Genomic DNA, 20,447 nt, shown 5'->3' with positions numbered 1-20,447 from the left:
CAGACAGGGCTCCTAGTCCTGGTGGGTCTGCTGCCACGGCGCGACGCGCCGGATCAGCCGTTCGGTTCCGGCGCGGGCCAGGACGCCGAGGAGTGCCAGCACGAGGACGCCTGCGAACGCCTGGTTCTGGGCGAACGACCGCGCGTTGGTCAGGATGAACGTGCCCAGCCCGTCGATGTTGGCCAGGAACTCGACGGCGGCGGCCCCGACGAGGGCGCGGCCGACGGCGATGTGCACCCCGGCCACCGCGAACGGCAGCGCCGAGGGCAGCACGAAGTCGAGCACGAACCGGCCGCGCGGCACGTTGAGCACCCGGGCCACGTCGCCCAGGTTGGCCGGCAGCGACCGGGCCCCGTCGGCGGTGGAGACCGCGCACGGCAGGAACGCCGACAGCGCGATCACGATCACCCGGGTGAGGTTGTTGTAGCCGAACCAGATCGTCGCCATCGGCACGATCGCCAGCATCGGCATGGCGTACAGCCCGCTGATGTACGGGGTGCTGAGCTGCCGCAGCCAGCCGACCCGGCCGATGAGCAGCCCGGCGGCGGTCCCGGGCACACATCCCAGCACCAGCCCGAGCAGCACCGCGCCGACGGTCTCCCCCAGCGCGGTGAGGAACGCCGAGGAGGTCAGCGTGGGGATCAGCTCGGTGATCACGCCCAAGGGGGTCGGCAGGTAGTCGGGCAGGAACGCCGATCCGGCCGCCTGCCACACCCCGAGGAGGACCACGACCGCGACGACCTTGCCCAGCAGATCCCCGGGCGGCGCGAACGACTTCTCTCGCGAATTCCTCCGCGAGGCCAGGGCGGTCATTCGGTGCTCCCCTGACGCCAGGGCGCGAACGCCTTCTCCAGCCGCCGCCCGAGGCCCATCAGCAGGGCGGCGATCACCGACACCAGGACGGTCAGCCCGAGCACGGTCGCCGAGTCGAACCGGGCCGAGGCCGACAGCAGCAGCCCGCCGATCCCGGTGGCCTGGAGGAAGAACTCGGCGATGAACGTCCCGACGAACGCCATCGCGATGCCCTGCCGGATCCCGCTCATCGCGTAGGGGAGGGTGTGCGGGATGAGCACGTCCCGCCACAGCGGCCATTCGCCGCTGCGGTGGACCTTCGCGACCTCCAGCAGGGTCTTCGGCGCGTGCCTGGCGCCCTCGACCGTGTTGATCAGGATCGGGAAGACCGCGCTCAGGAAGACCACCAGCGTCTTGGCCCCGAACCCGAACCCGAACGCCGCCAGGATCAGCGGCGCGAGCGCCACGATCGGCACCGACTGCAGCGCGAACACCAGCCATCCGGTGCTCCCGCGCAGCACCCTCGACCGCGACAGGACCAGGCCGTAGCCGACCCCGCCCGCGATCGCGGCGGCCAGGCCGACCAGGAACAGCAGGCCGGTGTCGAGCAGCGCGGCCGGCAGGGTCCCGTCGGCCACCATCCCGGCCAGCGCCTCGAACGACCTGACCGGGGTGGCGAGCAGGACCGGGTCACGCTGACCGGCGACCTGCCAGGCGATCAGCCCGAGCGCCAGGCCGGCCAGCGAGACCGCGACCCCACGGGGCCGTGAGTCACTTCCCGAGTGCTTCATCGAACACCGTGAGGTCGACGAAGTCGTCGTACTCGGGCGCCTTGTCGGCGGCCACGTTCCCGGCCTTGACCTGGTCGGCGACGGCCTTGTCGACCCGCTCGCGGGCCAGCCCGGCGTCGGCCGGCCAGAACTTGATGCCGACGAACTCGGCCAGCGCCGTCTTGGAGATCTCCGGCGTGCGCTTGGTCATCGTCGCGGCGATCTGCGCGACGTCGTCGGCGTTGGCCGGGTCGTTGATGTACGCGATCGACTTGTGCAGCGCCGCCACGGCCTTCACCCATGCGGGGCGCTTGCCGCCGTCGGCCAGTTCGTCCTCGCGGGTGACGAGCATCGTGTAGTGGGAGACCGGGTCGACCTTGGCCAGCGCGACCACCTCGTGGGCCTTGGCCTTCTGGTTGACGGCGGCGAGCTCGTCGGGGTGCAGCACGGCGGTGTCGACCTGCCCGGCGATCAGCGCGTCGACCGACTGGGGGCCGCCGACGTTGACGGTGGTGATGTCGGCGGCCGTCAGCCCGCAGGATGCGATCATCGTGTTGACCGACAGGGCCTTGGGTGCCCCCGCGCCGTCGACGGCGATGGTCCGGCCCTTGAGCGAGGCGCAGTCGGTGACCGCCGGGTCGGAGGAGGCGATGAGGAACGACGGATTCTCGTTGCCGAGGATGGCGACCACGTTGCCCCCGGAGGCGCGCAGCGCGACCGCGCCGGAGGTGCCGACGATGCCTCCGTCGAGCTCCTTGCTCTGGATGGCGCGGCCGACGTCGGCCCCGGTGGGGAGCGGGCGCAGGGTGACGGTCACGCCGCCGTCCTTGAAGTAGCCCTTCTGCTCGGCGACGTAGGCCATGAGGTTGACGAAGACCGGGGGGATGCCCGGGACGCCGACGCTCAGTGTGGTGGCGTCGCCCTCGTCGCCGGAGGCTCCCCCGCCGCAGGCGGCGAGGGCGGTGAGGGAGGCCATGGCCAGCGCGGCCACTCCCAGGCGCTTGATCGACAACATCTGCCGTCCTTCCCAGGTGCCCGAGGGGCACCGTTGTGCTTCTAGCCCGCCTGACCGGCGTCGGGGGACATGACGAGAGACCAGACGCGTTCCCGCAGCGCGGCGAACGCCTCCGACCTCGCCACCGCACGGTCGCGCGGGTGTGGCAGCGCGACGTCGATGACCTCGTGCACCCTGCCGGGACGGCCCTTCAGCACGACCACCCGGTCGCCGAACAGCACCGCCTCGTCGATCGAGTGCGTGACGAACAGCATCGTGATCGGGCGCTCCTCCCACATGCGGAGCAGCTCGAAGCGCAGCACCTCGGCGGTCTGCGCGTCGAGCGCCCCGAAGGGCTCGTCCATGAGGAGCACCCGGGGCCGCACGGCCAGCGCGCGGGCCAGGCCCGTGCGCTGCTGCATGCCGCCGGAGAGCTGGTGCGGGTAGGACTTCTCGAATCCGGAGAGGCCCACCATGCCGATCAGCTCGCGCGTGCGGGCCGCGATCTCCTCTTTGGGGAGGCCGCGCAGCCGCAGCGGGTAGGCGACGTTGGCCTCGACGGTCTTCCACGGGAACAGCCCGAAGTGCTGGAAGACCATCCCGACCCCGTCGGGGGTGCCGTCGACGGCCTCGCCGTCGACCTTCACGCTCCCTTCGGACGGGGTGAGCAGCCCGGCCACCGCACGGAGCAGCGTCGTCTTGCCGCAGCCCGAGGGGCCGACGACGGAGACGATCTCGCCGGGCGCGACGTCGACCCGGATGTCCGACGCCGCGACACGGTCCCCGAACCGCATCGTGACGCCGTCGATGGTGACGGCCGCGCCGCCCCTGCCGGGGCTGGTCAGCGTGGCGTTCTTGCGCCGGTCGTGCAGTGACATGCGACGTACTGTTGCATAATGATGCCTCCTATACAAGAGTGATGTGTCATGAGAGTTAATAATGCATGATCTGAGGCATCCTGTACTGCTGCTGCACACGCTCGGCGCCTCCGGGGAGACCTGGGCCGACGTCATCGCCGCAGATCAGAGCCGGTTTTCCGCCCCCGACCTCCCCGGTCACGGTACGCGGGGGGACGAGGTGTTCGACACCTCGGAAGCGGTCGCGACCTGCCTGGAAACCGGGCCGCGATTCCACGTCGCGGGCTCGGGGCTGGGCGCCTTCGTGGCGCTGGAAGTCCTCCGGGCGGCGCCGGAACGGGTCGCGTCCCTGTTTCTGGCGGGTTTCCCCGCGACGGGAGGCCCGGAGCGCGTGACGGCCACCGCGAGGGCGATCGACACGCAGGGCATGACGGGGTTCGCCACCTCTTATGTGCGGGCGACCCTGCATCGTGAGAGCGCGGCTCGGCAGGTCTTCGCGCGGGCGATGGCCGGGATGCGGCCCGCCGGACTGCTGAGCGCCCTGGAAGCGGCGCTGAGCTGGAGTGTTCCCGACGCGCGGGTCCCCGCCGCCGTCCTCCGGGGGGAGCACGACGGGAGGGTGCCGGAGGAGGCGGCGCGATCACTGGCGGCCACCCTCGGGGCGGATTACGTTACTCTTCCCGTGGCCGGGCACGTCGCCTACGTCGACGACCCTCGCGGCTTCCGCGGGATTCTCGACGCCTTTCACCGCGCCGCCGAAGCGCAGGAGGAACCCTCATGACCGGCAGTCCGCGCACCAAGCGCGACATCATCGTCGCGGAGCTGCGCCGCATGATCTCCGCGGGCGAGCTCGCGCGGGGCAGCCGGATCCGGCAGGACGTGCTGGCCTCCCAGTTCAAGACGAGCATCACCCCGGTCCGCGAGGCGCTGCGCCTGCTGGAGGCCGAGGGCATGCTCATCAGCGAGCCCCATCGCGGGGTCCGGGTCGCCGACGCCGACTACGACCGCGTCAAGACCGTCTACCTGCTGCGCATGGCGGTCGAGCCCTACGCCATGCGCCGGGCCTCGCGCCGCCTGTCGCCGAAGGACCTCGACCTCGCCCAGCGGCTGGTCGAGGAGATGGAGGCGGCGCTCACAGCGGGCGACCGCACGACGCTCAACGAGAGGAACCGCCAGTTCCACTTCCTCTTCTACGACCGCTGCGGCAACGACGGCCTGCGCGAGGAGGTGGCGCTGCTCTGGCAACGGTTCCCGTGGGACATGCTCCAGGTGGTGGAGAGCCGGGGCGAGGAGGCCGCCCGCGAGCACCGCACGATCCTGGAAGCGGCCCGCGCGGGCGACACCGAGGCGCTCGCCCGCGCCACCGAGGTGCACCTGACCAACAGCTTCCTCGCGCTGGCCAGGCACCTCGTCGGTCATGACGTCCCCGATCCCTTCGAGATCGACAACGACTGACGGGCCACTCCGGCCGCGACCAGGCCGGCCACCTCTTCCCGCGACATCCCGAGCTCGCCGAGCACCTCGGCGGTGTGCTCGCCGACGGCCGGGACAGCCCTGAGCTCCTCCTCCGCGCCGCCCGGGTGGAAGGGCGAGGTCACGACGGTGGCCTTCCCGCCGTCCGGCAGCAGCACCGGCGACCATCGGCCCGTGGCCCGCGCCTGCGGGTGTTCCAGCACGTCGGGCAGCCGGTTGAGGCGCGCGTTGGGCACGTCGGCCCGCTCCAGCCGGTCGGTCAGCTCCTGGGTCGGCAGCGCCCGGAGCGCGGCCTCGACGACCGCTTCGAGGCGCTCCCGGTTCCGCAGCCGGTCGGTGTTGAGCGCGAACTCCGGGTCGGCCGCCAGCCCGGGGTCCCCCACGACGACCTCGCAGAGCCGCCGCCACTGGCCCTCGTTCTGGACCGCGATCAGCACCAGGTCGCCGTCGGCCGACACGTAGGGGCCGTAGGGCGCGATGCTCGCGTGGCTCAGCCCGGCCGGCTCCGGCGCGGTCCCGGCGTGCGACTGGGCCAGCAGCAGGGGGCTCATCCACTCCAGGAGCACGTCGAACATGGCCACGTCGATGCGCTGCCCCCGCCCGGTCCTCTCGCGTGAGAACAGCGCCGCCGTGATGGCCGACAGGGCGTAGGCGCCGCCGCTCAGGTCGGCCAGCGAGACGCCCGGTTTGGCCGGCTGCGCGGGGGTGCCGGTCGCGGTCACGACCCCGGCCTCGCCCTGGATGAGCATGTCGTAGGCCTTGCGGTCGGCGTAGGGGCCGCGGGTGCCGTAGCCCGAAAGGAAGCACCTGATCAGGCGGGGGTTCAGGGCCAGGAGGTCGTCGTCGGTGAAGATCCGGTCGAACGCGCCCGGCGCGAGGTTGCAGACCAGCACGTCGGCGGTGCGGAGCAGCTCGCCCAGCACCCGCCGCCCCTCGGAGGTCTTCAGGTCGAGCGCGACGCTGCGCTTGCCCCGGTTCAGCCAGACGAAGTGGCTGGACATGCCGGCCACGAAGTCGTCGTAGTCGCGGGCGAAGTCGCCGGAGAGCCGCTCGACCTTGATCACGTCGGCGCCCATGTCGGCCAGGTGCCGGGAGCAGAGCGGCACCGCGACCGCCTGCTCGACCGCGACGACCCGCACCCCCGCGAGGTCCTTCACCACGTGAACACGCTCCCGACGGAGGGTTGCACGTAACGGCCGGCCAGCACGGAGGACATGTGGGCGTGGCTGCGCAGGCCGGAGCAGTGCATCGGGACGACCGTCCTCACGTCCAGATCGGCGAAGGCCTCGGCGGTGAGCTCGACGTTCTTCGCCGGCGTGGTCGGGAACCCCAGGTGGAAGCCGCCGAGCACGGCCCGGATCGGCTTGTCCCCCGCGATCGCCTTCGCCTGGTTGAGCGTGTTGATCACCCCGGCGTGCGCGCAGCCCGTGAGGACCACCAGGCCCTGGTCCTTGACGTCGATGATCAGGCCCATCTCGTCCATGACCTCGTCGCGGCGCACCTCGCCGGTCCCGGAGACCTGGTAGAGCCCCGGCGCGCCGCGCTCGAACGGCGGCGCGGCCGCCTCGAACGGGACGTTCCGCGGAATCTCGCCGGTGGTCCAGACGCCCCAGCCGAGGTCGAGCGGGTCGCGGGTGAGCACGGGCGCGCCGCCGCTGGCCTCGACCTGGCCGAACGTGAAGGCGGTGTTGTAGACCGGCGAGACCCGGCCGTCGCCCATCACGGCGTAGCGCGGCAGCTCGGCGTCGTGGTGGGTGGCCACCGGGACCCGGCGCCCGGCCAGTCCGAGGAAGGTGTGCACGCCGCCGAAGTGGTCGGGGTGGCCGTGGCTGATCACCAGGTGGTCGATCGAGCCCGGGTCCACCCCGAGGACCCTCATGTTGTGCGCGAGCACGGTGCCGGTGAGGCCGGCGTCGAAGAGCACCCGGGTGGTGTGGCGTCCCCGGGTGGCCTCGACGAGCATGCTGATCCCGTTCTCGGCCTGCGGCGGCACCTTCTTGCCGTCGAAGTGCTCGATCAGCCCGTAGCGGCTGACGCAGTGGTCGTCCACGTCGGGCAGCAGCATGTCCACCCAGTTCTCGACCAGGACTGTGACCGTGACCGAATCGGCCTGGAACATCCGGCGGCTCCTTCCATCGCACAATTAGGAAGGAACATTACATGATCGATACAAATGATGCATCATTTGTTCCGTCATGCCTTTCGGAAGTAGGACGTCGAGGGCACACCGCCCTTCAGGAACTCCTCGAAGGTGATCCGCCCGACGGCGTGCTGCGGCGCGAGCTGGTAGCCGGCCCGGAAGGCCGCGCTCACCTTGCCCGGGACGTTCAGCTCGACGATCGGCTTGTGCCTGCCCTCCGCCGTCAGGTAGAGCTCGACGATCTCCCGCAGGGTGAGCACCTGCGGCCCGCCCATGTCGGCGACCAGCCCCGCCGGGTCGCCCATCGCCAGAGCGGCGAGCTGGGCGGCGACCTCCGGGATCGCGATGGGCTGCGACGCCCATCCGGCCGGGACCGGCACGATCGGCGACCGGGCCACCGACCGCGCGAGCGAGGCCATGAAGTCGTGGAACTGGGTCGTCCGCAGGATCGTGTACGGCAGCCCGGAGGCCTCGACCAGATCCTCGCAGGCGCGCTTGACCTGGTAGTAGGAGTAGGGATGCCGGTCGACCCCCACGATCGAGATGTAGACCACGTGGGTGCCGGGCTTGAGAGCCTTGAGCAGGTTGCGGGTCGCCTGGACGTCGGTCTTCCCCGGCGGCTTGCTGGCCAGGTGGACGACCGTGCCCGCCCCCTCGGCGGCCCGGGTCACCCCTTCGCCGGTGACGAGGTCGCCCCGATAGGGACCCTGGGTGCTCCGGGACAGGTCGCGGACCTCCTGATCGGTCCGCTGCAGTTCCGCGATGACCTGGCGGCCCAGCAGTCCGGTGCCGCCGGTGACGAGAATCGTACCGTTCATGATGATTTCCCACCTTTTGGGGCCTTTCCAGGTCCCATACCCTCATCACGACGCGCTGAGCGAACTCACCCCGCAGGCTCATGAATCCGGGGCCCAGGTCTGTCAGGATGGGGGGGTGAGCCATTCCCCGGCCGTGGTCCAGCCCGACCAGGAACTGATCATCGAGATCCTCAACGAGCTCGACATCGACTTCACCTTCGACGCAGACGGCGACCTCGCGATCTCCACCGAGGCGCTCACCGTCTTCTTCCTGTTCGGGTCAGAAGGCGACCTGTTCACGATCCGCACCTTCTACGACCGCCACTACTCCGTCGACGAGAAGCCGCTTCTGCTCACCGCGCTCAACGAGTGGAACGCCGACACCATGTGGCCCAAGGTCTACGCCTTCACGCCCGACAACGGCGTGATCCGCGTGATCGGCGACGCCCAGCTCTACATCGGCGCCGGGGTCACCTACGAACACCTCATGACCATCGTCGCCCACTGGGTCAGGTCGGCGATCAAGTTCCACCGCTGGCTCAGCGACCGTCTGGCCTTCGAAGAGGACGCCGCCGAATAGTCCTGGCCAGCGCCTCCTCCAGCGTCTTGCGCGGATAGGGCGATCGCGAGACGGCCCCTTCGAGGTCGATCTCACCACGGTTGAGCCGCTCACACAGCGTGACGATCTCGGTGATCTCGGTGCGCTGCCGCTCCACGAAGTCAGGCGTCACGGGGTCGCCGTGGCCGGGCACGACCAGGCCGGGACCGGCGTCGAGGATCTTCTCCAGCGCCATCGGCCACGCGACCGGATAGGAGTCGCCGAACTGCGGCGGCGCGCCCTGCTCCACGAGGTCACCGGCGAAGACCACCTTCACGTCCGGGACCTGGACGACCAGGTCATGCCCGGTGTGCCCCGGCCCGGGGTGGCTGAGCAGGACCTCGCGCCCGCCCAGATCCACGCTGAAGGGGGCAGGCAGCGGCAGCACCAGCGGCGCCGTGGCGACCCCGGGGAACTGGGCCGACCACTCGGCGGCCTGCTGGTGGGCGGTCTCGACGAGCGCCTCCCGGCACCCCTCGGAGGCGAAGCACCCGCCGAAGGCGGCGGTGCCGAAGGCGTGGTCGAAGTGCCCGTGGGTCAGCACGACCGTCCAGGGCAGATCGGTGATCTCCCGGATCGCGTTCGCCCAGGCCTGCCCGAAGGCCTCGTCGATGCCGGTGTCCACGACCAGGCAGCCGGTGTCGCCCACGATGAGCCCCAGGGTGAGGTCGAGCTCGGCGTGCCGCCGGATCCAGACCCCGTCCGCAACTTCGATCATGGTTCAGTCTGTACCACAGGACGCGCCGAAAGCTGTGATATCCGTGCACATCCGGCGCGTCCCGAATAGATATTTCCGGCCCTGCGGATTTTGGAACGTATCGGTCACGCCTTGGCGAGCGCGGCCCTCAGTTCGTCGGCGTTGAAGCGGTCGACGTAGGCCGGCTTGTCGCGGTCGTGCCGCCAGCCCTCGGACAGCGGGCCGACGTCCACGACGTCAAACCCGAAGGAGTCGATCAGGTCGGCGACCAGCTTCTTGGCCTCCGCGTCGTCACCCGCGATCGGCAGGGCCCGGCGGTTCGGCGTGCCCGGCGGGGTCCCGTCGGACAGCAGGTGCGCCGCCATGATGTTGTTGAAGCCCTTGACGATCTTCGAGGTCGGCAGGTGCTCCTGGAGCAGCCCCGACGGGGTCTTCTCGCCGGAGTCGATGTCCGGGAACCGCCCGTCCCGCTCGAAGTAGTAGTTGTTGGTGTCGATCACGATCTTCCCCGCGAGCGGCGCCACCGGCACCTTCTTGTACGCGTGGAACGGCACCGTGACGACCACGATGTCCCCCGCCTCGGCCGCGCCCTCGGCGGTCGACGCGGAAGCGGCCGGGCCGAGCGACGCGACCAGGTCCGCCAGGGTCTCGGGCCCGCGCGAGTTGCTCATGACGACGGTGTGACCGGCGTCGACGGCCAGCCGCGCCACTGCGGAACCGATGTGCCCACTGCCAATGAATCCGATCTCCATACTTCGGGCAACCCTCCCGAATGTGACGACATTCCCGGCGCCGTTTCGAACGCGACCACCCGGAGGGCCCCCTTCGTGACCATCAGCACCCGGCCACCGCCCAGGTCGTGGATCGCGTAGATGCGCCGCTCCCCCGTGGCGACCCGTCCCGCCGCACCGATCACCCCGCCCAAGGGCTCCGCGACGAGAAACGGCAGGATCCTCGGCCAGTCGAACGGGCACTCGGCGTACCGGACCTCGGGGGTAGACAGCCGCAGCTCCACGACTTGCCGCGACTCTGTCCTGGCCAGGCATCGAACGGGGTCGGCGACCCGGAACACCTCCGACAGGTCCTCACCGTAGAGCGGCTCCGGCAGCCGCCAGCCGTGCGCTTCGGCCCCGGTGCGCGGGTCGGCCAGCCAGGCCCGGTCGCCGTGCCCGAACACGACGCGGTCACCCCAGGCGGCCGGTCTCACCGTGGCCGACCTGGCCTCGGCCCGCCACACCACCGCCCCCGTCTCCAGATCCGCCGCCCCGACCGGGGTGTAGCCACGCCATCCCCCGAAGACGACCAAGGAGCCGCACACCACGGCATGCGCACTCCACTCCCGCATCGACGTACGCCAGACGCACGCCCCCGTGGCCAGATCAAGGCAGCGCAGATCAGAGCCGCCGAGCAGTACCCGCTCTCCCGCCAGGACGATCTCGCGGGGCCACCGCTCGGTCGGGACGTCCCACCGCACCGAGCCGTCACGGGGGTCCAGGCACACCAGCCGGGTGTGGCGCTCGTACACGACGATCACGTCGGGACGCACCGCCGGCCTCGCTGCGTGTCCGCCGATGTGGAGCGATCTCTCCCAGACGTGACGCACCGGCCGATCATACAAAACGTTGTCTCCTACAGAGACGTTGTACTACATTGTCTCTCCAGGAGACGATGTTCTGTCGTGGTAGAAAGTGACCCACCAGGAGGCGGACGGACGAGTTGAGGCACCATGACCGAGCGATACCTCGGCGTTCTCGGCATCGGCGAGGCGCTGGGGGTGAGCCGTCACGCGGTGCACAAATGGCGGGCCCGCTATCCGGGCGACTCCGCCCACCCCTTCCCCGACCCTGACGTCGAGATCGACGGCGCCCCCGGCTGGCGCCCCGACCGCCTCGGCGAGATCGTCCGCTGGCGCGAGGGCCTGCCCGGCCGCGGCGCCGGCGGCGGACGCCCCCCGGCGGCCCGCCAGGACTACCTGAAAGCGGCCGCCGACCACGGCCTCGACCGCGACGAGGCGCTCCGCGCGCTGGCGACGTTCGGCGAGGAGTTCCCCGAGATGACCGAGCCGGAGATCTGCGCCTGGCTCATCGAGACCTGGCGCCGCTGACCTTTCCCTCCCTGGCCGGAAGGCGATGACGCATGCCCGTTCACGGCACGACAGCACCCGGATTCGAACGCGTCCACGAGGCGTTCGCCGGCAACTTCACCCACTGCTCCGAGATCGGCGCGGCCGTCTGCGCGTACGTCGACGGCGAGAAGGTCGTGGACCTGTGGGGCGGCGACGCCGCGGAAGGCCGCCCCTGGACCGAGGACACCCTCCAGGTCGTCTTCTCCACCACCAAGGCGATCACCGCCGCCTGCGCCCTGCACCTCGTCGACAGAGGCGTCCTGGACCTGGACGCGCCCGTCACGGACTACTGGCCGGAGTTCGGAAAACCCGACATTCCCGTACGTTGGCTGCTCACCCACCAGGCGGGCCTGGCCGCCCTGGACACCCCCGTCACCCCGGCCGAGGCCGTGGCCTGGCAGCCGATGATCGCCGCCCTGGAGGCGCAGCGGCCGTTGTGGGAACCCGGAACGGAGTCGGGTTACCACGCCCACACCTTCGGCTTCCTGGTCGGCGAGGTGGTGCGCCGGGTGTCGGGGCGCTCCCTGGGGACGTATCTGCGGGAGGAGATCACCGGGCCGCTCGGGCTGGACTTCCGGATCGGGCTCCCGGTCGCCGAACACCGTCGGGCCGCCCGGATCGTCTCCCCCAAGATCGACCTGTCGGTCGACCCGGCGACCCTGCCCGAGGCGCTGCGTCCCTACTTCGACCCCACGTCGCTGACGATGCGGGCGTCGATGGCCGTGACGCCGTTCCTCGACCACAACGACCCGGCCCAGCTGGCGGCGGAGTTCCCGTCGTCGAACGGCACGGGCACCGCCCGGGGGCTGGCGGGCTTCTACGCGGCCCTGCTCGACGGGCGGATCCTCAGCCCCGGGACCCTGGCGCTGGCGACGGCCGAGCAGGTCAGCGGGGTGGACAAGGTGCTGCGGGTGCCGGTGAGGATCGGGCTGGGGTTCGGGCTGCCGACTCCGGACCTGTTCTGGCACAGCCCGGGGGCGTTCGGGTTCTCCGGCTACGGAGGGTCGCTGGGCTTCGCCGACCCGGCGCGCGGCCTGGCGTTCGGGTACGTGATGAACCACGTGCAGGACCCGGTCAGCGACAGGCGGGCGGCCAACCTGGTCGAGGCGGTGCTCGAAGTTCTGTCGTGACGGCGCGCGGGCGGCGCGGCCGGTTGGCGCCGGACGCGGCGAGCGCCCTGGGCGGCGGGCGGCGCCGTGGTGGGCGGAGCCGTGACGGAAGAATGGAATCCCGGGCTGACCCGCCCTGTTCAGGCAGGTCAGCCCGGGAAGTCTCCGGCTAGCTGCAGCCGCTGGTGCTGCCGCAGCCCTCGCAGACGTAGCAGCTACCGGCAGGGCGCATCTTGATCCCGCAGGTCATGCAGAGCGGGGCGTCGGCCGTGAAGCCCTGGTGGCCCTCCAGGTGGCCTTCCTTCGGGGCGCGGACCGGCTCGGCGACCGGGACCGGCTTGGTCACCGGCGGCTCTATCGGGGCCGACTGGGCCAGGGCGGCGGTGTCGATCTGGGCCGCCGGGTCCTCTCCGCGCTGCTGCGCCGCCCGCTCCGACGCCGAGAAGATGCCCAGGGCCGCCCGGTCTTCGTAGGCCAGGTGGTCGAGGGCCAGGCGGCGGAAGATGTAGTCCATCACCGACTGCGCCATGCGGACATCCGGGTCGTCGGTCATGCCGGCCGGCTCGAAGCGCATGTTGACGAACTTCTGCACGTAGGTGTCGAGCGGCACGCCGTACTGGAGGCCGATCGAGATCGCCACGGAGAAGGCGTCCATGACGCCCGCGAGGGTCGAGCCCTGCTTGGACATCTTCAGGAAGACCTCGCCGAGACCGTCGTCGGGGTAGGACGAGGCGGTCATGTAGCCCTTCGCGCCGCCGACCGTGAAGCGGGTCGTGATGCTCGGGCGGCTGTTCGGCATGCGGCGGCGGGTCGGCCGGGAGACCTCGATGACCCTGGTCTCCGGCTCGGCGACGACCGCGGCCTCCTCGGTCTTCTTGGTGTTGTTGCCGGCCGACAGCGGCTGGCCGACCTTGCAGTTGTCGCGGTAGACGGCCAGGGCCTTGAGGCCGAGCCGCCAGCCCTCCAGGTAGACCTGCTCGATGTCGTCGATCGTGGCCGACTCGGGCAGGTTGACCGTCTTGGAGATCGCACCCGACAGGAACGGCTGGGTCGCGGCCATCATCCGGACGTGGCCCATCGGCGCGATCGCCCGCTCGCCCATCGCGCAGTCGAACACCTCGTAGTGTTCGCGCCTGAGGCCGGGGGCGTCGACGACGTGGGAGTTCTGGGCGATGTACTCGACGATCGCCTCGACCTGCTCCTCCTGGTAGCCCAGCTGACGCAGGGCGCGCGGGATGGTCTGGTTGACGATCTGCATCGAGCCGCCGCCGACGAGCTTCTTGAACTTGACCAGGGCCAGGTCGGGCTCGATGCCGGTGGTGTCGCAGTCCATCATCAGGCCGATGGTGCCGGTCGGGGCGAGCAGCGACGCCTGGGCGTTGCGCCAGCCGTTCTTCTCGCCCAGCTTGAGGCACTCCTGCCACTGCTTGGTCGCCTCGGCGTGGATCGCCTTGTCCATCGCGTCGATGGTGCGGACCGCGTCGTTGGCCGCGGCGTGCTTGCGCATGACCCGCTTGTGCGGCTCGGCGTTGCGCTCGTAGCCGTCGTACGCCCCCACGATGCCCGCCAGCTCCGCGCTGCGGCGGTAGGACGCACCGGTCATCAGCGACGTGATCGCCGCCGCGATGGCCCGGCCGCCGTCGGAGTCGTAGGCGTGGCCCGTGGCCATCAGCAGCGCGCCCAGGTTGGCGTAGCCGATGCCGAGCTGCCGGTAGGCGCGGGTGGTCTCGCCGATCTTCTCGGTCGGGAAGTCGGCAAAGGTGATCGAGATGTCCATCGCGGTGATGATCAGCTCGGTCAGCTTGACGAACCGCGCGATGTCGAACGTGTCGTCGTCGGTGAGGAACTTCAGCAGGTTGATCGACGCCAGGTTGCACGAGGAGTTGTCGAGGTGGACGTACTCAGAACACGGGTTGGACGCGGTGATCCGGCCGGTCTCGGGGCAGGTGTGCCAGTCGTTGATCGTGTCGTCGTACTGCACGCCCGGGTCGGCGCACTCCCACGCCGCCTTGGCCATCTTGCGGAACAGGTCCTTGGCGTCGATCTCCTCGATGACCTCGTGGGTGAGGCGGGCGCGGAGGCCGAACTTGCCGCCGGTCTCGACCTGGCGCATGAACTCGTCGCTGACGCGGACCGAGTTGTTGGCGTTCTGGTACTGCACCGACACGATGTCCTTGCCGCCGAGGTCCATGTCGAACCCGGCGTCGCGGAGGGCGCGGATCTTGTCCTCCTCACGCGCCTTCGTCTCGATGAACTCCTCGATGTCGGGGTGGTCGACGTCGAGCACGACCATCTTGGCCGCCCGGCGGGTGGCGCCGCCCGACTTGATGGTCCCGGCCGAGGCGTCGGCGCCGCGCATGAAGGAGACGGGGCCGCTGGCCGTGCCGCCCGAGGAGAGCAGTTCCTTGGAGGAGCGGATGCGGGACAGGTTCACACCCGAGCCCGAACCACCCTTGAAGATCACGCCCTCTTCCTTGTACCAATCGAGGATCGACTCCATGGTGTCGTCGACGGCCAGGATGAAACAGGCGCTGACCTGCTGCGGCGAGAGGGTGCCGACGTTGAACCACACGGGCGAGTTGAACGCGAAGAGCTGGTGGACCAGGGCGTGCTTCAGCTCGTGGTCGAAGATCTCCGCGTCTTCGTCGGAGGCGAAATAGCCGTGCTCGACGCCGGTGCGCGTGTAGACACCCGTCACCCGGTCGACCAGCTGCTTCAGGCTCCACTCGCGCTGCGGCGTGCCGAGCGCGCCGCGGAAGTACTTGGTGGTCACGATGTTGGCCGCGTTGACCGACCAGGCCGCCGGGAACTCGACCCCGCGCTGCTCGAAGTTGACCGAACCGTCGCGCCAGTTGGTCATGACGACGTCACGACGCTCCCACTCGACCGCGTCATAGGGGTGGACGCCCTCGGTGGTGAAGATCCGCTTCACCTTCAACCCCTTGGCCCGTCCACGCCGGGTGCGCGTGGATGTGCCGTTGACCGTCTCCGTCATGACTCCCCCTTGGCATGTGCCTTGAGTTGCTGAATCTCGACCTCGAAGTCGGCGAGGGTCTCAAACCCCCGGTAGACCGAGGCGAACCGTAGATAAGCCACCTCATCGAGATCGCGCAGCGGCCCCAGAACCGCGACGCCGACCTCGTGGGCGGGGATCTCCGCGACCCCGGAGGCGCGGATGCTCTCTTCCACCCTCTGCCCGAGCTGCGCGAGTGAGTCCTCACTGACGGGACGCCCCTGGCAGGCCCGCCGGACCCCGGCGATGACCTTCTCCCTGGAGAACGCCTCGGTCACCCCGCTGCGTTTGCTCACCATCAGCAGGACCGTCTCCTGCGTGGTGAACCGTCTCCCGCATTCGGAACAGGTGCGCCGGCGGCGGATCGCCCCGCCGTCTTCCGTCGACCGGCTGTCGACGACCCTGGTGTCGGGATGACGGCAGAACGGGCAATGCACGCCGTCGCCTCCTCACTGACCAGACGCTCGCGCACGCCCCCACATGTCATGAGGTGCGGCAAAGGAAACACAATTTATGGTGAGCTCAATGAGCACGACCACTAGATGTTGTGGTCCCCAACCCTAGAAGCGAGTCCCCTAGATCGCAACTCGAACCCCACGCCTCTCAGGGGCCTACTGACCTGGGACGTCACGGGGCAGATAGAGCGTCGTGCCTGGCCGGATGAGGGGATCGGGTAACCCGTTGAGATCCATGATCTCGCGAACTCTGACCGCCGGGTCGCCCTCTCCGGGGTTGGCCGCGGCGATCTCCCAGAGGGTGTCGCCCTCCTGGACCGTGACAGAGGTCAACCCCTCGACCGAAGGGCCGGCGGAGGCGGTCACGGCGGCCCGCGTGCCCAGCCACCCGACGGCCAGACTAAGCGCGGCGATGAGGGCGACGAGGACTATCCGGCCCCGGCGGGTGAGCCGGATCGGCGGAGCGCCGGCCTTCCGGGCCTGCGCCCCCACCGGACCGGCGCCTGCGGCAGCGGGGCGCTGGACATCACCCCACCGCGGCCGCGCCGCCTTGCCGGGCACCGCACTCATGCCGACGGGGCTGTTCCCGCGTGGCCGCGCGGCCCTGCCGGCGACGAGGCGATCAGCGGGCCCCCTGACTGCGCTCCCGGCGCGAGCACCGCCTTGCTGGGACGCCGCGTCTCGAGTGCGTGCCGTGGCGACAGCCCTCGGGCCTTGGCCCGCATCATTGCCCGCACGCCGCCCCGGACGACGATTCGACCTGGATTGCCCTGATGGTTCCTTGTCCCGACTCGTCCGCGCCTGGCCGTTATCCGGCAGAGCCGGGACCAGGGCGAGATGGCGTCGCTTCATATGGGTGCGCTCAGCCGGCTCCGTGGCCGTCAGCGGCTGAATGTTCGAAGACGCGGATCGCGAAGGGGAATGCTCCGCCGGACGGAAATCAGCCACTCTCGGCAGCCGAATGCTCGAAGGAACTGACTGCAGAGGAATAAGCTCCGCCCGGTTCGAATCCGCGGCCCTCGGCGGCCGGATACCCGACCGAGCCGGTTCCGAAGTGGCATGCGCCACCGAGCCCGAATCTGCGACTCTCTGAGGCCGGATATCAGAAGGCGTGGGTTGCGACAGAACGTGCTCCGCCGGACCTGGATCCCCGGCCTTCGGCGGCCAGATATCCGACCGAGCCGGTTCCGAAGTGGCGCGCACCACCGAGCCCGAATCTGCGACTCTCGGCGGCCGGACGTTCGAAAGCGTGGATTGCGAAGCAACCCGCTCCCCCGGACCCGGATCCGCAGCCCTCGGCGGCCGGATGCGGGAAGGAGATGCGGACACCCCAGGGGTGGACTTCGGAGGAGTCGGCTTCGAGGGTGTGGATGAGGTCGGAGTGGCGTTGTTCTGCGTGGGCTTCATCGTGAACCTCCTCGACTGCCCCTGCAGGACGGAAGAAAGATCGCGTGAATCGAACACGATGTCGATCGAACTCCCGTACGATGTTGTACACCACGCCACCGACGTTTTCGAGGGCAATCGAACAACTGTTTGATATTGATCTTGAATCGCGGTAGCGTCGCTCTGTGCGACGTGAGGAACACGGATTGGGAGGTGCCCAGGTGAACAACGACGGGCTGGCCAGCCAGCGCGACGAGAGCGTGAGCGATCTGGCGGTGCGCCGCCGCGACTCGCTCGGGCTCACCCCCAGGCAGCGCAAGATCCTGGAGGTGATCCGCGACTCGGTCCAGCAGCGGGGCTACCCACCGTCGATGCGCGAGATCGGTGAGGCGGTGCAGCTCACGAGCACGTCGAGTGTGTCCCACCAGCTCACCGCCCTTCAGCGCAAGGGCTACCTGCGCCGCGACCCCCATCGCCCGCGCGCCCTCGAGGTGCGTCTGCCCGGGGAGCCGGTCCTCTGGGTCGATCCCGACGCCGCCGAGGAAGACTCCGGCTTCAACCGCCCGACGGCGGCCTATGTTCCCCTCGTGGGGCGCATCGCCGCAGGTGGGCCGATCCTGGCCGAGCAGAACCTCGAAGACGTCTTCGCGCTGCCCAAGCAGCTCGTCGGCGAGGGCACCCTGTTCCTCCTCCAGGTCTCCGGCGACTCGATGATCGAGGCGGCCATCGCCGACGGCGACTGGGTGGTCGTCCGTCAGCAGCCTGTCGCCGACAACGGCGACATCGTGGCCGCGATGATCGACGGCGAGGCCACCGTGAAGACCTTCAAGCGCAAAGACGGCCACGTGTGGCTGGTCCCCCACAACCCCAACTACGAGCCGATCCCGGGCGACGAGGCAACCGTCCTCGGCAAGGTGACGGCGGTCCTCCGCAAGCTTTAGGCACACGGCGCAGATCTGCGGCTGCACCCCTTCAGCCGCAGATCCGCCCCGGGCGGAGCGCTCTGTCCGTTGATCAAATGGGGGCCGTTCTCGGCGTCCGTTGATCAGACAGCAGCCGTTCACCGCGTCCGTTGATCAAGTGGCAGCCGTTACCCGGCCGCATTCAGTCTGTTTCTCGAGCTGGCAGCTGACGTGTCGGTTCATGGCAAAGGTCCGCGATAGCTGGTGTGCCCTGGGCCGGGAAAGCTTCCGCAGAGTATGTCGCTCTCCTTGCCTGCACCAGGTGACTGCTGGGGTCCGGTAGATCCCTATGCGACGTTTTCGTCACGTCATACGCTGTTTGCGTGGAACTTGATCGATTGACCGTGGAGCAGGCCCGTAGGCGTGACGGGACCAAATGGGTGCAGGCCGCGCCCGACGTGATCCCCGCGTGGGTGGCCGACATGGACTTTCCCGTGGCGCAGCCCATCCGGGACGCGGTCATGCACCGGGTCTCCACCGATCTCGGCTACCCCGACTGGCCCTGGGAGCAGCCCGGTCTGCCGCTGCCCGAGACGTTCGCCGAACGGATGGCCGCCCGCTACGGCTTCCACCCCGATCCCGCCCACGTCAAGGCCTTCACCGACCTCAACCAGTCGCTCCAGGCGCTCCTCGACGTGCTGACCGTGCCGGGCGAGGGCGTGCTCGTGCACACCCCGACCTACAACGCCTTCCTGATGACCCTGGAGGCGATGAACCGGCCGCCGGTCCCGATCCCGCTGGTCCCCGACGGGGAGACCTGGCGGGCCGAGCTGCCCGCCGACCCCGGTGGCGCGCGGGTGCTGCTTCTGGTGAACCCGCACAATCCGACGGGGCGGTGCTTCACGCGTACGGAGCTGGAGGAACTGGCCGACTACGCCGACCGGCACGACCTGACGGTGATCTCCGACGAGATCCACGCCGACCTGACCTTCGCCCCGAACGAGCACATCCCGTTCGGCCTGCTCCGGCCCGGCCGGACGGTCACGATCACGTCGGCCAGCAAGGCCTTCAACATGGGGGGCGTGCACTGCGCGGTCGCCCACATCGGCTCCGCGCGAGCCCGTGCGGCGCTGGCCACCCGGCCGCCGAACCTGTACGGCAACCCGAGCGTCCTGGCCGTCGCCGCCACCGACGCGGCCTGGCGGCAGTGTGACGCGTGGCTCGAAGAGGTCCTCGCCATCCTCGACCGTAACCGCAAGACCGTGGCCCAGCGGCTGCCGGCCGGCTGGACCTACCGGATCCCGGAGGCCACCTATCTGGCCTGGATCGACACGGGCATTCCCGACGCCGCGGCCGTCCTGCAACGCGACGCCCGGGTCATGGTCGCCGCCGGCACGATCTACGGCGCTCCGGACACCTGGATCCGGCTCAATTTCGGCACGTCGGGCCCCATCCTGGACGAGATCCTCGACAGAATACGTAGGTGACCGACGTTTCTCACTATCTCGGGCTGCTTGAAGACAAGCGGGCGCTGTCCCACTGGGGCACCATCACCTGGATCTCCGGCCTGGAGTCCGAGACGGCCCTCGACATTCTCGGCGGCGACCCCGATTCAGAGCTCTCCCTCTCGTTCGACGACTGCCATTCCGCGGCTTTCAAGGATTTCCAGCTGCGGGGCCATTCCGGCAGCGAGATCCTGCTCGCCAAGGCGGGTCCGTGGCTCGTCTGCGTCGAGCCGTTCGGGGACGGCGGAGCCCGCACCGGCACGCTTCTCGCGCTCTCCAAGAAGGGGACCGCCTTCTCGCTCCTGCTCCACCCTCACGACTCTCACACCTTCACCTACGCCGCCGACGCGGAGGCCCTGCTGGTCGTCCACCGGAACGACGAGCCGTGGGTCGAGGGGCCGATCTCCCTTGAGGAGATCGTGGGAGAACCTCCGCTGCTGGCGCGAGGCGCCGAGCCCGTCACCTGGGCGGCCAACGCCCTGGCCATCGCCGAACGTCTCACCGGGTTCCGCCTCACGACCGAATGGCTGAACGCCGAACACCCCTGTTACATCAGCAAGCGGCCGATGCTCGCGATCTGAACGCATAACGGTGCGCTGAGGTACTCAACCGACTGAGTCCTGCCCATTCCAACCCGAAAGGGCCGAGGCGGGTCCGGTCGGGAACAGGTCCGTGCGGGCAGGGAGGACACCAGGCAGCGCCGATATGTCGGAGCGCACTTCCGGCCACGGATGAACGGTCGGCCCGGAGATCGGCCGCCTGACCAAGCTGAGCCGATTGTCGAACACGACAAGCGCGCCTTTGAAATGCGGTAATCCCGATGGGGATCGTGCT

Annotated in this window: 22 protein-coding genes; 9 read left to right on the top strand and 13 right to left on the bottom strand. The window is 69.7% G+C overall.

Going from position 1 to position 20,447, the window contains the following annotated elements; genetic code table 11:
- Positions 1-12: 12 nt before the first annotated feature.
- Genes AW270_RS23880 through AW270_RS23865 form a run of 4 tightly spaced genes read right to left on the bottom strand, consistent with a single transcriptional unit; the run spans position 13 to position 3,434 of the window.
- Positions 13-813 (bottom strand): ABC transporter permease, encoded by an 801-nt coding sequence (locus AW270_RS23880; RefSeq protein ID WP_061297527.1) that lies wholly within the window; start codon positions 811-813, stop codon positions 13-15.
- Positions 810-1,583, bottom strand: a complete 774-nt coding sequence (locus tag AW270_RS23875) for an ABC transporter permease (protein WP_061297525.1) — start codon at positions 1,581-1,583, stop codon at positions 810-812. Before AW270_RS23875 ends, AW270_RS23880 begins: the two co-directional genes overlap by 4 nt.
- Complete coding sequence (locus AW270_RS23870) at positions 1,564-2,577, bottom strand: ABC transporter substrate-binding protein (RefSeq protein ID WP_061297523.1); 1,014 nt, start codon at positions 2,575-2,577, stop codon at positions 1,564-1,566. Before AW270_RS23870 ends, AW270_RS23875 begins: the two co-directional genes overlap by 20 nt.
- A 41-nt stretch (positions 2,578-2,618) precedes the next feature.
- Positions 2,619-3,434 (bottom strand): ABC transporter ATP-binding protein, encoded by an 816-nt coding sequence (locus AW270_RS23865; RefSeq protein ID WP_082801787.1) that lies wholly within the window; start codon positions 3,432-3,434, stop codon positions 2,619-2,621.
- A gap of 61 nt (positions 3,435-3,495) precedes the next feature.
- On the opposite strand from AW270_RS23865, the gene AW270_RS23860 reads away from it, so the two are divergent.
- Complete coding sequence (locus tag AW270_RS23860; protein ID WP_061297521.1) at positions 3,496-4,194, top strand: alpha/beta fold hydrolase; 699 nt, start codon at positions 3,496-3,498, stop codon at positions 4,192-4,194.
- Entirely contained in the window at positions 4,191-4,868 is a 678-nt protein-coding gene (locus AW270_RS23855; RefSeq protein ID WP_061297519.1) for a GntR family transcriptional regulator, read from the top strand. The genes AW270_RS23860 and AW270_RS23855 overlap by 4 nt, the downstream gene beginning before the upstream one ends.
- On the opposite strand, the gene AW270_RS23850 is transcribed toward AW270_RS23855, so the two are convergent.
- The 3 genes from AW270_RS23850 to AW270_RS23840 form a co-directional block, all read right to left on the bottom strand.
- Complete coding sequence (locus AW270_RS23850) at positions 4,829-6,046, bottom strand: CaiB/BaiF CoA transferase family protein (RefSeq protein ID WP_061297516.1); 1,218 nt, start codon at positions 6,044-6,046, stop codon at positions 4,829-4,831. The genes AW270_RS23855 and AW270_RS23850 overlap by 40 nt on opposite strands.
- Positions 6,040-7,005, bottom strand: a complete 966-nt coding sequence (locus AW270_RS23845) for an MBL fold metallo-hydrolase (RefSeq protein WP_061297514.1) — start codon at positions 7,003-7,005, stop codon at positions 6,040-6,042. The genes AW270_RS23850 and AW270_RS23845 overlap by 7 nt, the downstream gene beginning before the upstream one ends.
- A 74-nt stretch (positions 7,006-7,079) precedes the next feature.
- Positions 7,080-7,844, bottom strand: coding sequence for an SDR family oxidoreductase (locus AW270_RS23840; protein ID WP_061297511.1), 765 nt, complete (start codon positions 7,842-7,844; stop codon positions 7,080-7,082).
- A 115-nt stretch (positions 7,845-7,959) separates the two neighbouring features.
- Between AW270_RS23840 and AW270_RS23835 the strand changes: the two genes are divergently transcribed.
- A complete protein-coding gene (locus AW270_RS23835; RefSeq protein WP_169807364.1) occupies positions 7,960-8,403 on the top strand; it encodes a YbjN domain-containing protein in 444 nt (147 codons plus the stop codon).
- On the opposite strand, the gene AW270_RS23830 is transcribed toward AW270_RS23835, so the two are convergent.
- From AW270_RS23830 to AW270_RS23820, 3 genes are all read right to left on the bottom strand, one after another.
- A complete protein-coding gene (locus AW270_RS23830) occupies positions 8,363-9,139 on the bottom strand; it encodes an MBL fold metallo-hydrolase (RefSeq protein ID WP_061297503.1) in 777 nt (258 codons plus the stop codon). The genes AW270_RS23835 and AW270_RS23830 overlap by 41 nt on opposite strands.
- Positions 9,140-9,243: 104 nt before the next feature.
- Entirely contained in the window at positions 9,244-9,870 is a 627-nt protein-coding gene (locus AW270_RS23825) for an NADPH-dependent F420 reductase (protein WP_061297500.1), read from the bottom strand.
- Entirely contained in the window at positions 9,786-10,721 is a 936-nt protein-coding gene (locus tag AW270_RS23820) for an outer membrane protein assembly factor BamB family protein (protein ID WP_061297498.1), read from the bottom strand. Before AW270_RS23820 ends, AW270_RS23825 begins: the two co-directional genes overlap by 85 nt.
- Before the next feature lie 123 nt (positions 10,722-10,844).
- Between AW270_RS23820 and AW270_RS23815 the strand changes: the two genes are divergently transcribed.
- Together AW270_RS23815 and AW270_RS23810 are read left to right on the top strand one after the other, a co-directional pair.
- Complete coding sequence (locus AW270_RS23815; RefSeq protein WP_061297496.1) at positions 10,845-11,222, top strand: hypothetical protein; 378 nt, start codon at positions 10,845-10,847, stop codon at positions 11,220-11,222.
- Positions 11,223-11,254: 32 nt separating this feature from the next.
- A complete protein-coding gene (locus AW270_RS23810; protein ID WP_061297494.1) occupies positions 11,255-12,373 on the top strand; it encodes a serine hydrolase domain-containing protein in 1,119 nt (372 codons plus the stop codon).
- A 148-nt stretch (positions 12,374-12,521) separates the two neighbouring features.
- Here the strand turns inward: AW270_RS23810 and AW270_RS23805 are convergent, their stop codons facing one another.
- The 3 genes from AW270_RS23805 to AW270_RS39695 form a co-directional block, all read right to left on the bottom strand.
- Positions 12,522-15,347 (bottom strand): vitamin B12-dependent ribonucleotide reductase, encoded by a 2,826-nt coding sequence (locus AW270_RS23805; RefSeq protein WP_061297492.1) that lies wholly within the window; start codon positions 15,345-15,347, stop codon positions 12,522-12,524.
- The gene (gene nrdR, locus AW270_RS23800; protein WP_061297490.1) at positions 15,344-15,802 is read right to left on the bottom strand and encodes a transcriptional regulator NrdR; all 459 of its coding nucleotides are present in this window, start codon (positions 15,800-15,802) and stop codon (positions 15,344-15,346) included. Before nrdR ends, AW270_RS23805 begins: the two co-directional genes overlap by 4 nt.
- A gap of 174 nt (positions 15,803-15,976) precedes the next feature.
- Positions 15,977-16,390 carry a LysM peptidoglycan-binding domain-containing protein gene (locus AW270_RS39695; protein ID WP_169807363.1) on the bottom strand — a complete coding sequence of 138 codons (414 nt, stop codon included), beginning with the start codon at positions 16,388-16,390 and terminating at the stop codon, positions 15,977-15,979.
- 622 nt (positions 16,391-17,012) lie between these two features.
- Between AW270_RS39695 and AW270_RS39690 the strand changes: the two genes are divergently transcribed.
- The 4 genes from AW270_RS39690 (at position 17,013) to AW270_RS23780 (ending at position 20,194) form a co-directional block, all read left to right on the top strand.
- Positions 17,013-17,360: a hypothetical protein gene (locus AW270_RS39690; RefSeq protein WP_169807362.1), complete on the top strand. Its 348-nt coding sequence runs from the start codon at positions 17,013-17,015 to the stop codon at positions 17,358-17,360.
- An 82-nt stretch (positions 17,361-17,442) separates the two neighbouring features.
- Positions 17,443-18,147 (top strand): transcriptional repressor LexA, encoded by a 705-nt coding sequence (gene lexA, locus AW270_RS23790; RefSeq protein WP_439649070.1) that lies wholly within the window; start codon positions 17,443-17,445, stop codon positions 18,145-18,147.
- Between the two features lie 344 nt (positions 18,148-18,491).
- Complete coding sequence (locus AW270_RS23785; RefSeq protein ID WP_061297484.1) at positions 18,492-19,595, top strand: MalY/PatB family protein; 1,104 nt, start codon at positions 18,492-18,494, stop codon at positions 19,593-19,595.
- A complete protein-coding gene (locus tag AW270_RS23780) occupies positions 19,592-20,194 on the top strand; it encodes a DUF6461 domain-containing protein (RefSeq protein WP_061297483.1) in 603 nt (200 codons plus the stop codon). The genes AW270_RS23785 and AW270_RS23780 overlap by 4 nt, the downstream gene beginning before the upstream one ends.
- Positions 20,195-20,447 lie beyond the last annotated feature (253 nt).

The sequence above is a fragment of the Herbidospora cretacea genome (assembly GCF_001570605.1).
Taxonomy (GTDB): domain Bacteria; phylum Actinomycetota; class Actinomycetes; order Streptosporangiales; family Streptosporangiaceae; genus Herbidospora; species Herbidospora cretacea.
The sequence above is the reverse complement of the archived record's forward strand: the minus strand, read 5'-3'. Positions and strand labels throughout refer to the sequence as shown.

Bases quoted from the DNA above. Each gene is read 5' to 3' on its own strand.
- AW270_RS23880 (WP_061297527.1), bottom strand. From the start codon at position 813: ATGACCGCCCTGGCCTCGCGGAGGAATTCGCGAGAGAAGTCGTTCGCG.
- AW270_RS23875 (WP_061297525.1), bottom strand. From the start codon at position 1,583: ATGAAGCACTCGGGAAGTGACTCACGGCCCCGTGGGGTCGCGGTCTCG.
- AW270_RS23870 (WP_061297523.1), bottom strand. From the start codon at position 2,577: ATGTTGTCGATCAAGCGCCTGGGAGTGGCCGCGCTGGCCATGGCCTCC.
- AW270_RS23865 (WP_082801787.1), bottom strand. From the start codon at position 3,434: ATGTCACTGCACGACCGGCGCAAGAACGCCACGCTGACCAGCCCCGGC.
- AW270_RS23860 (WP_061297521.1), top strand. From the start codon at position 3,496: ATGCATGATCTGAGGCATCCTGTACTGCTGCTGCACACGCTCGGCGCC.
- AW270_RS23855 (WP_061297519.1), top strand. From the start codon at position 4,191: ATGACCGGCAGTCCGCGCACCAAGCGCGACATCATCGTCGCGGAGCTG.
- AW270_RS23845 (WP_061297514.1), bottom strand. From the start codon at position 7,005: ATGTTCCAGGCCGATTCGGTCACGGTCACAGTCCTGGTCGAGAACTGG.
- AW270_RS23840 (WP_061297511.1), bottom strand. From the start codon at position 7,844: ATGAACGGTACGATTCTCGTCACCGGCGGCACCGGACTGCTGGGCCGC.
- AW270_RS23830 (WP_061297503.1), bottom strand. From the start codon at position 9,139: ATGATCGAAGTTGCGGACGGGGTCTGGATCCGGCGGCACGCCGAGCTC.
- AW270_RS23825 (WP_061297500.1), bottom strand. From the start codon at position 9,870: ATGGAGATCGGATTCATTGGCAGTGGGCACATCGGTTCCGCAGTGGCG.
- AW270_RS23815 (WP_061297496.1), top strand. From the start codon at position 10,845: ATGACCGAGCGATACCTCGGCGTTCTCGGCATCGGCGAGGCGCTGGGG.
- AW270_RS23810 (WP_061297494.1), top strand. From the start codon at position 11,255: ATGCCCGTTCACGGCACGACAGCACCCGGATTCGAACGCGTCCACGAG.
- AW270_RS23805 (WP_061297492.1), bottom strand. From the start codon at position 15,347: ATGACGGAGACGGTCAACGGCACATCCACGCGCACCCGGCGTGGACGG.
- AW270_RS39695 (WP_169807363.1), bottom strand. From the start codon at position 16,390: ATGAGTGCGGTGCCCGGCAAGGCGGCGCGGCCGCGGTGGGGTGATGTC.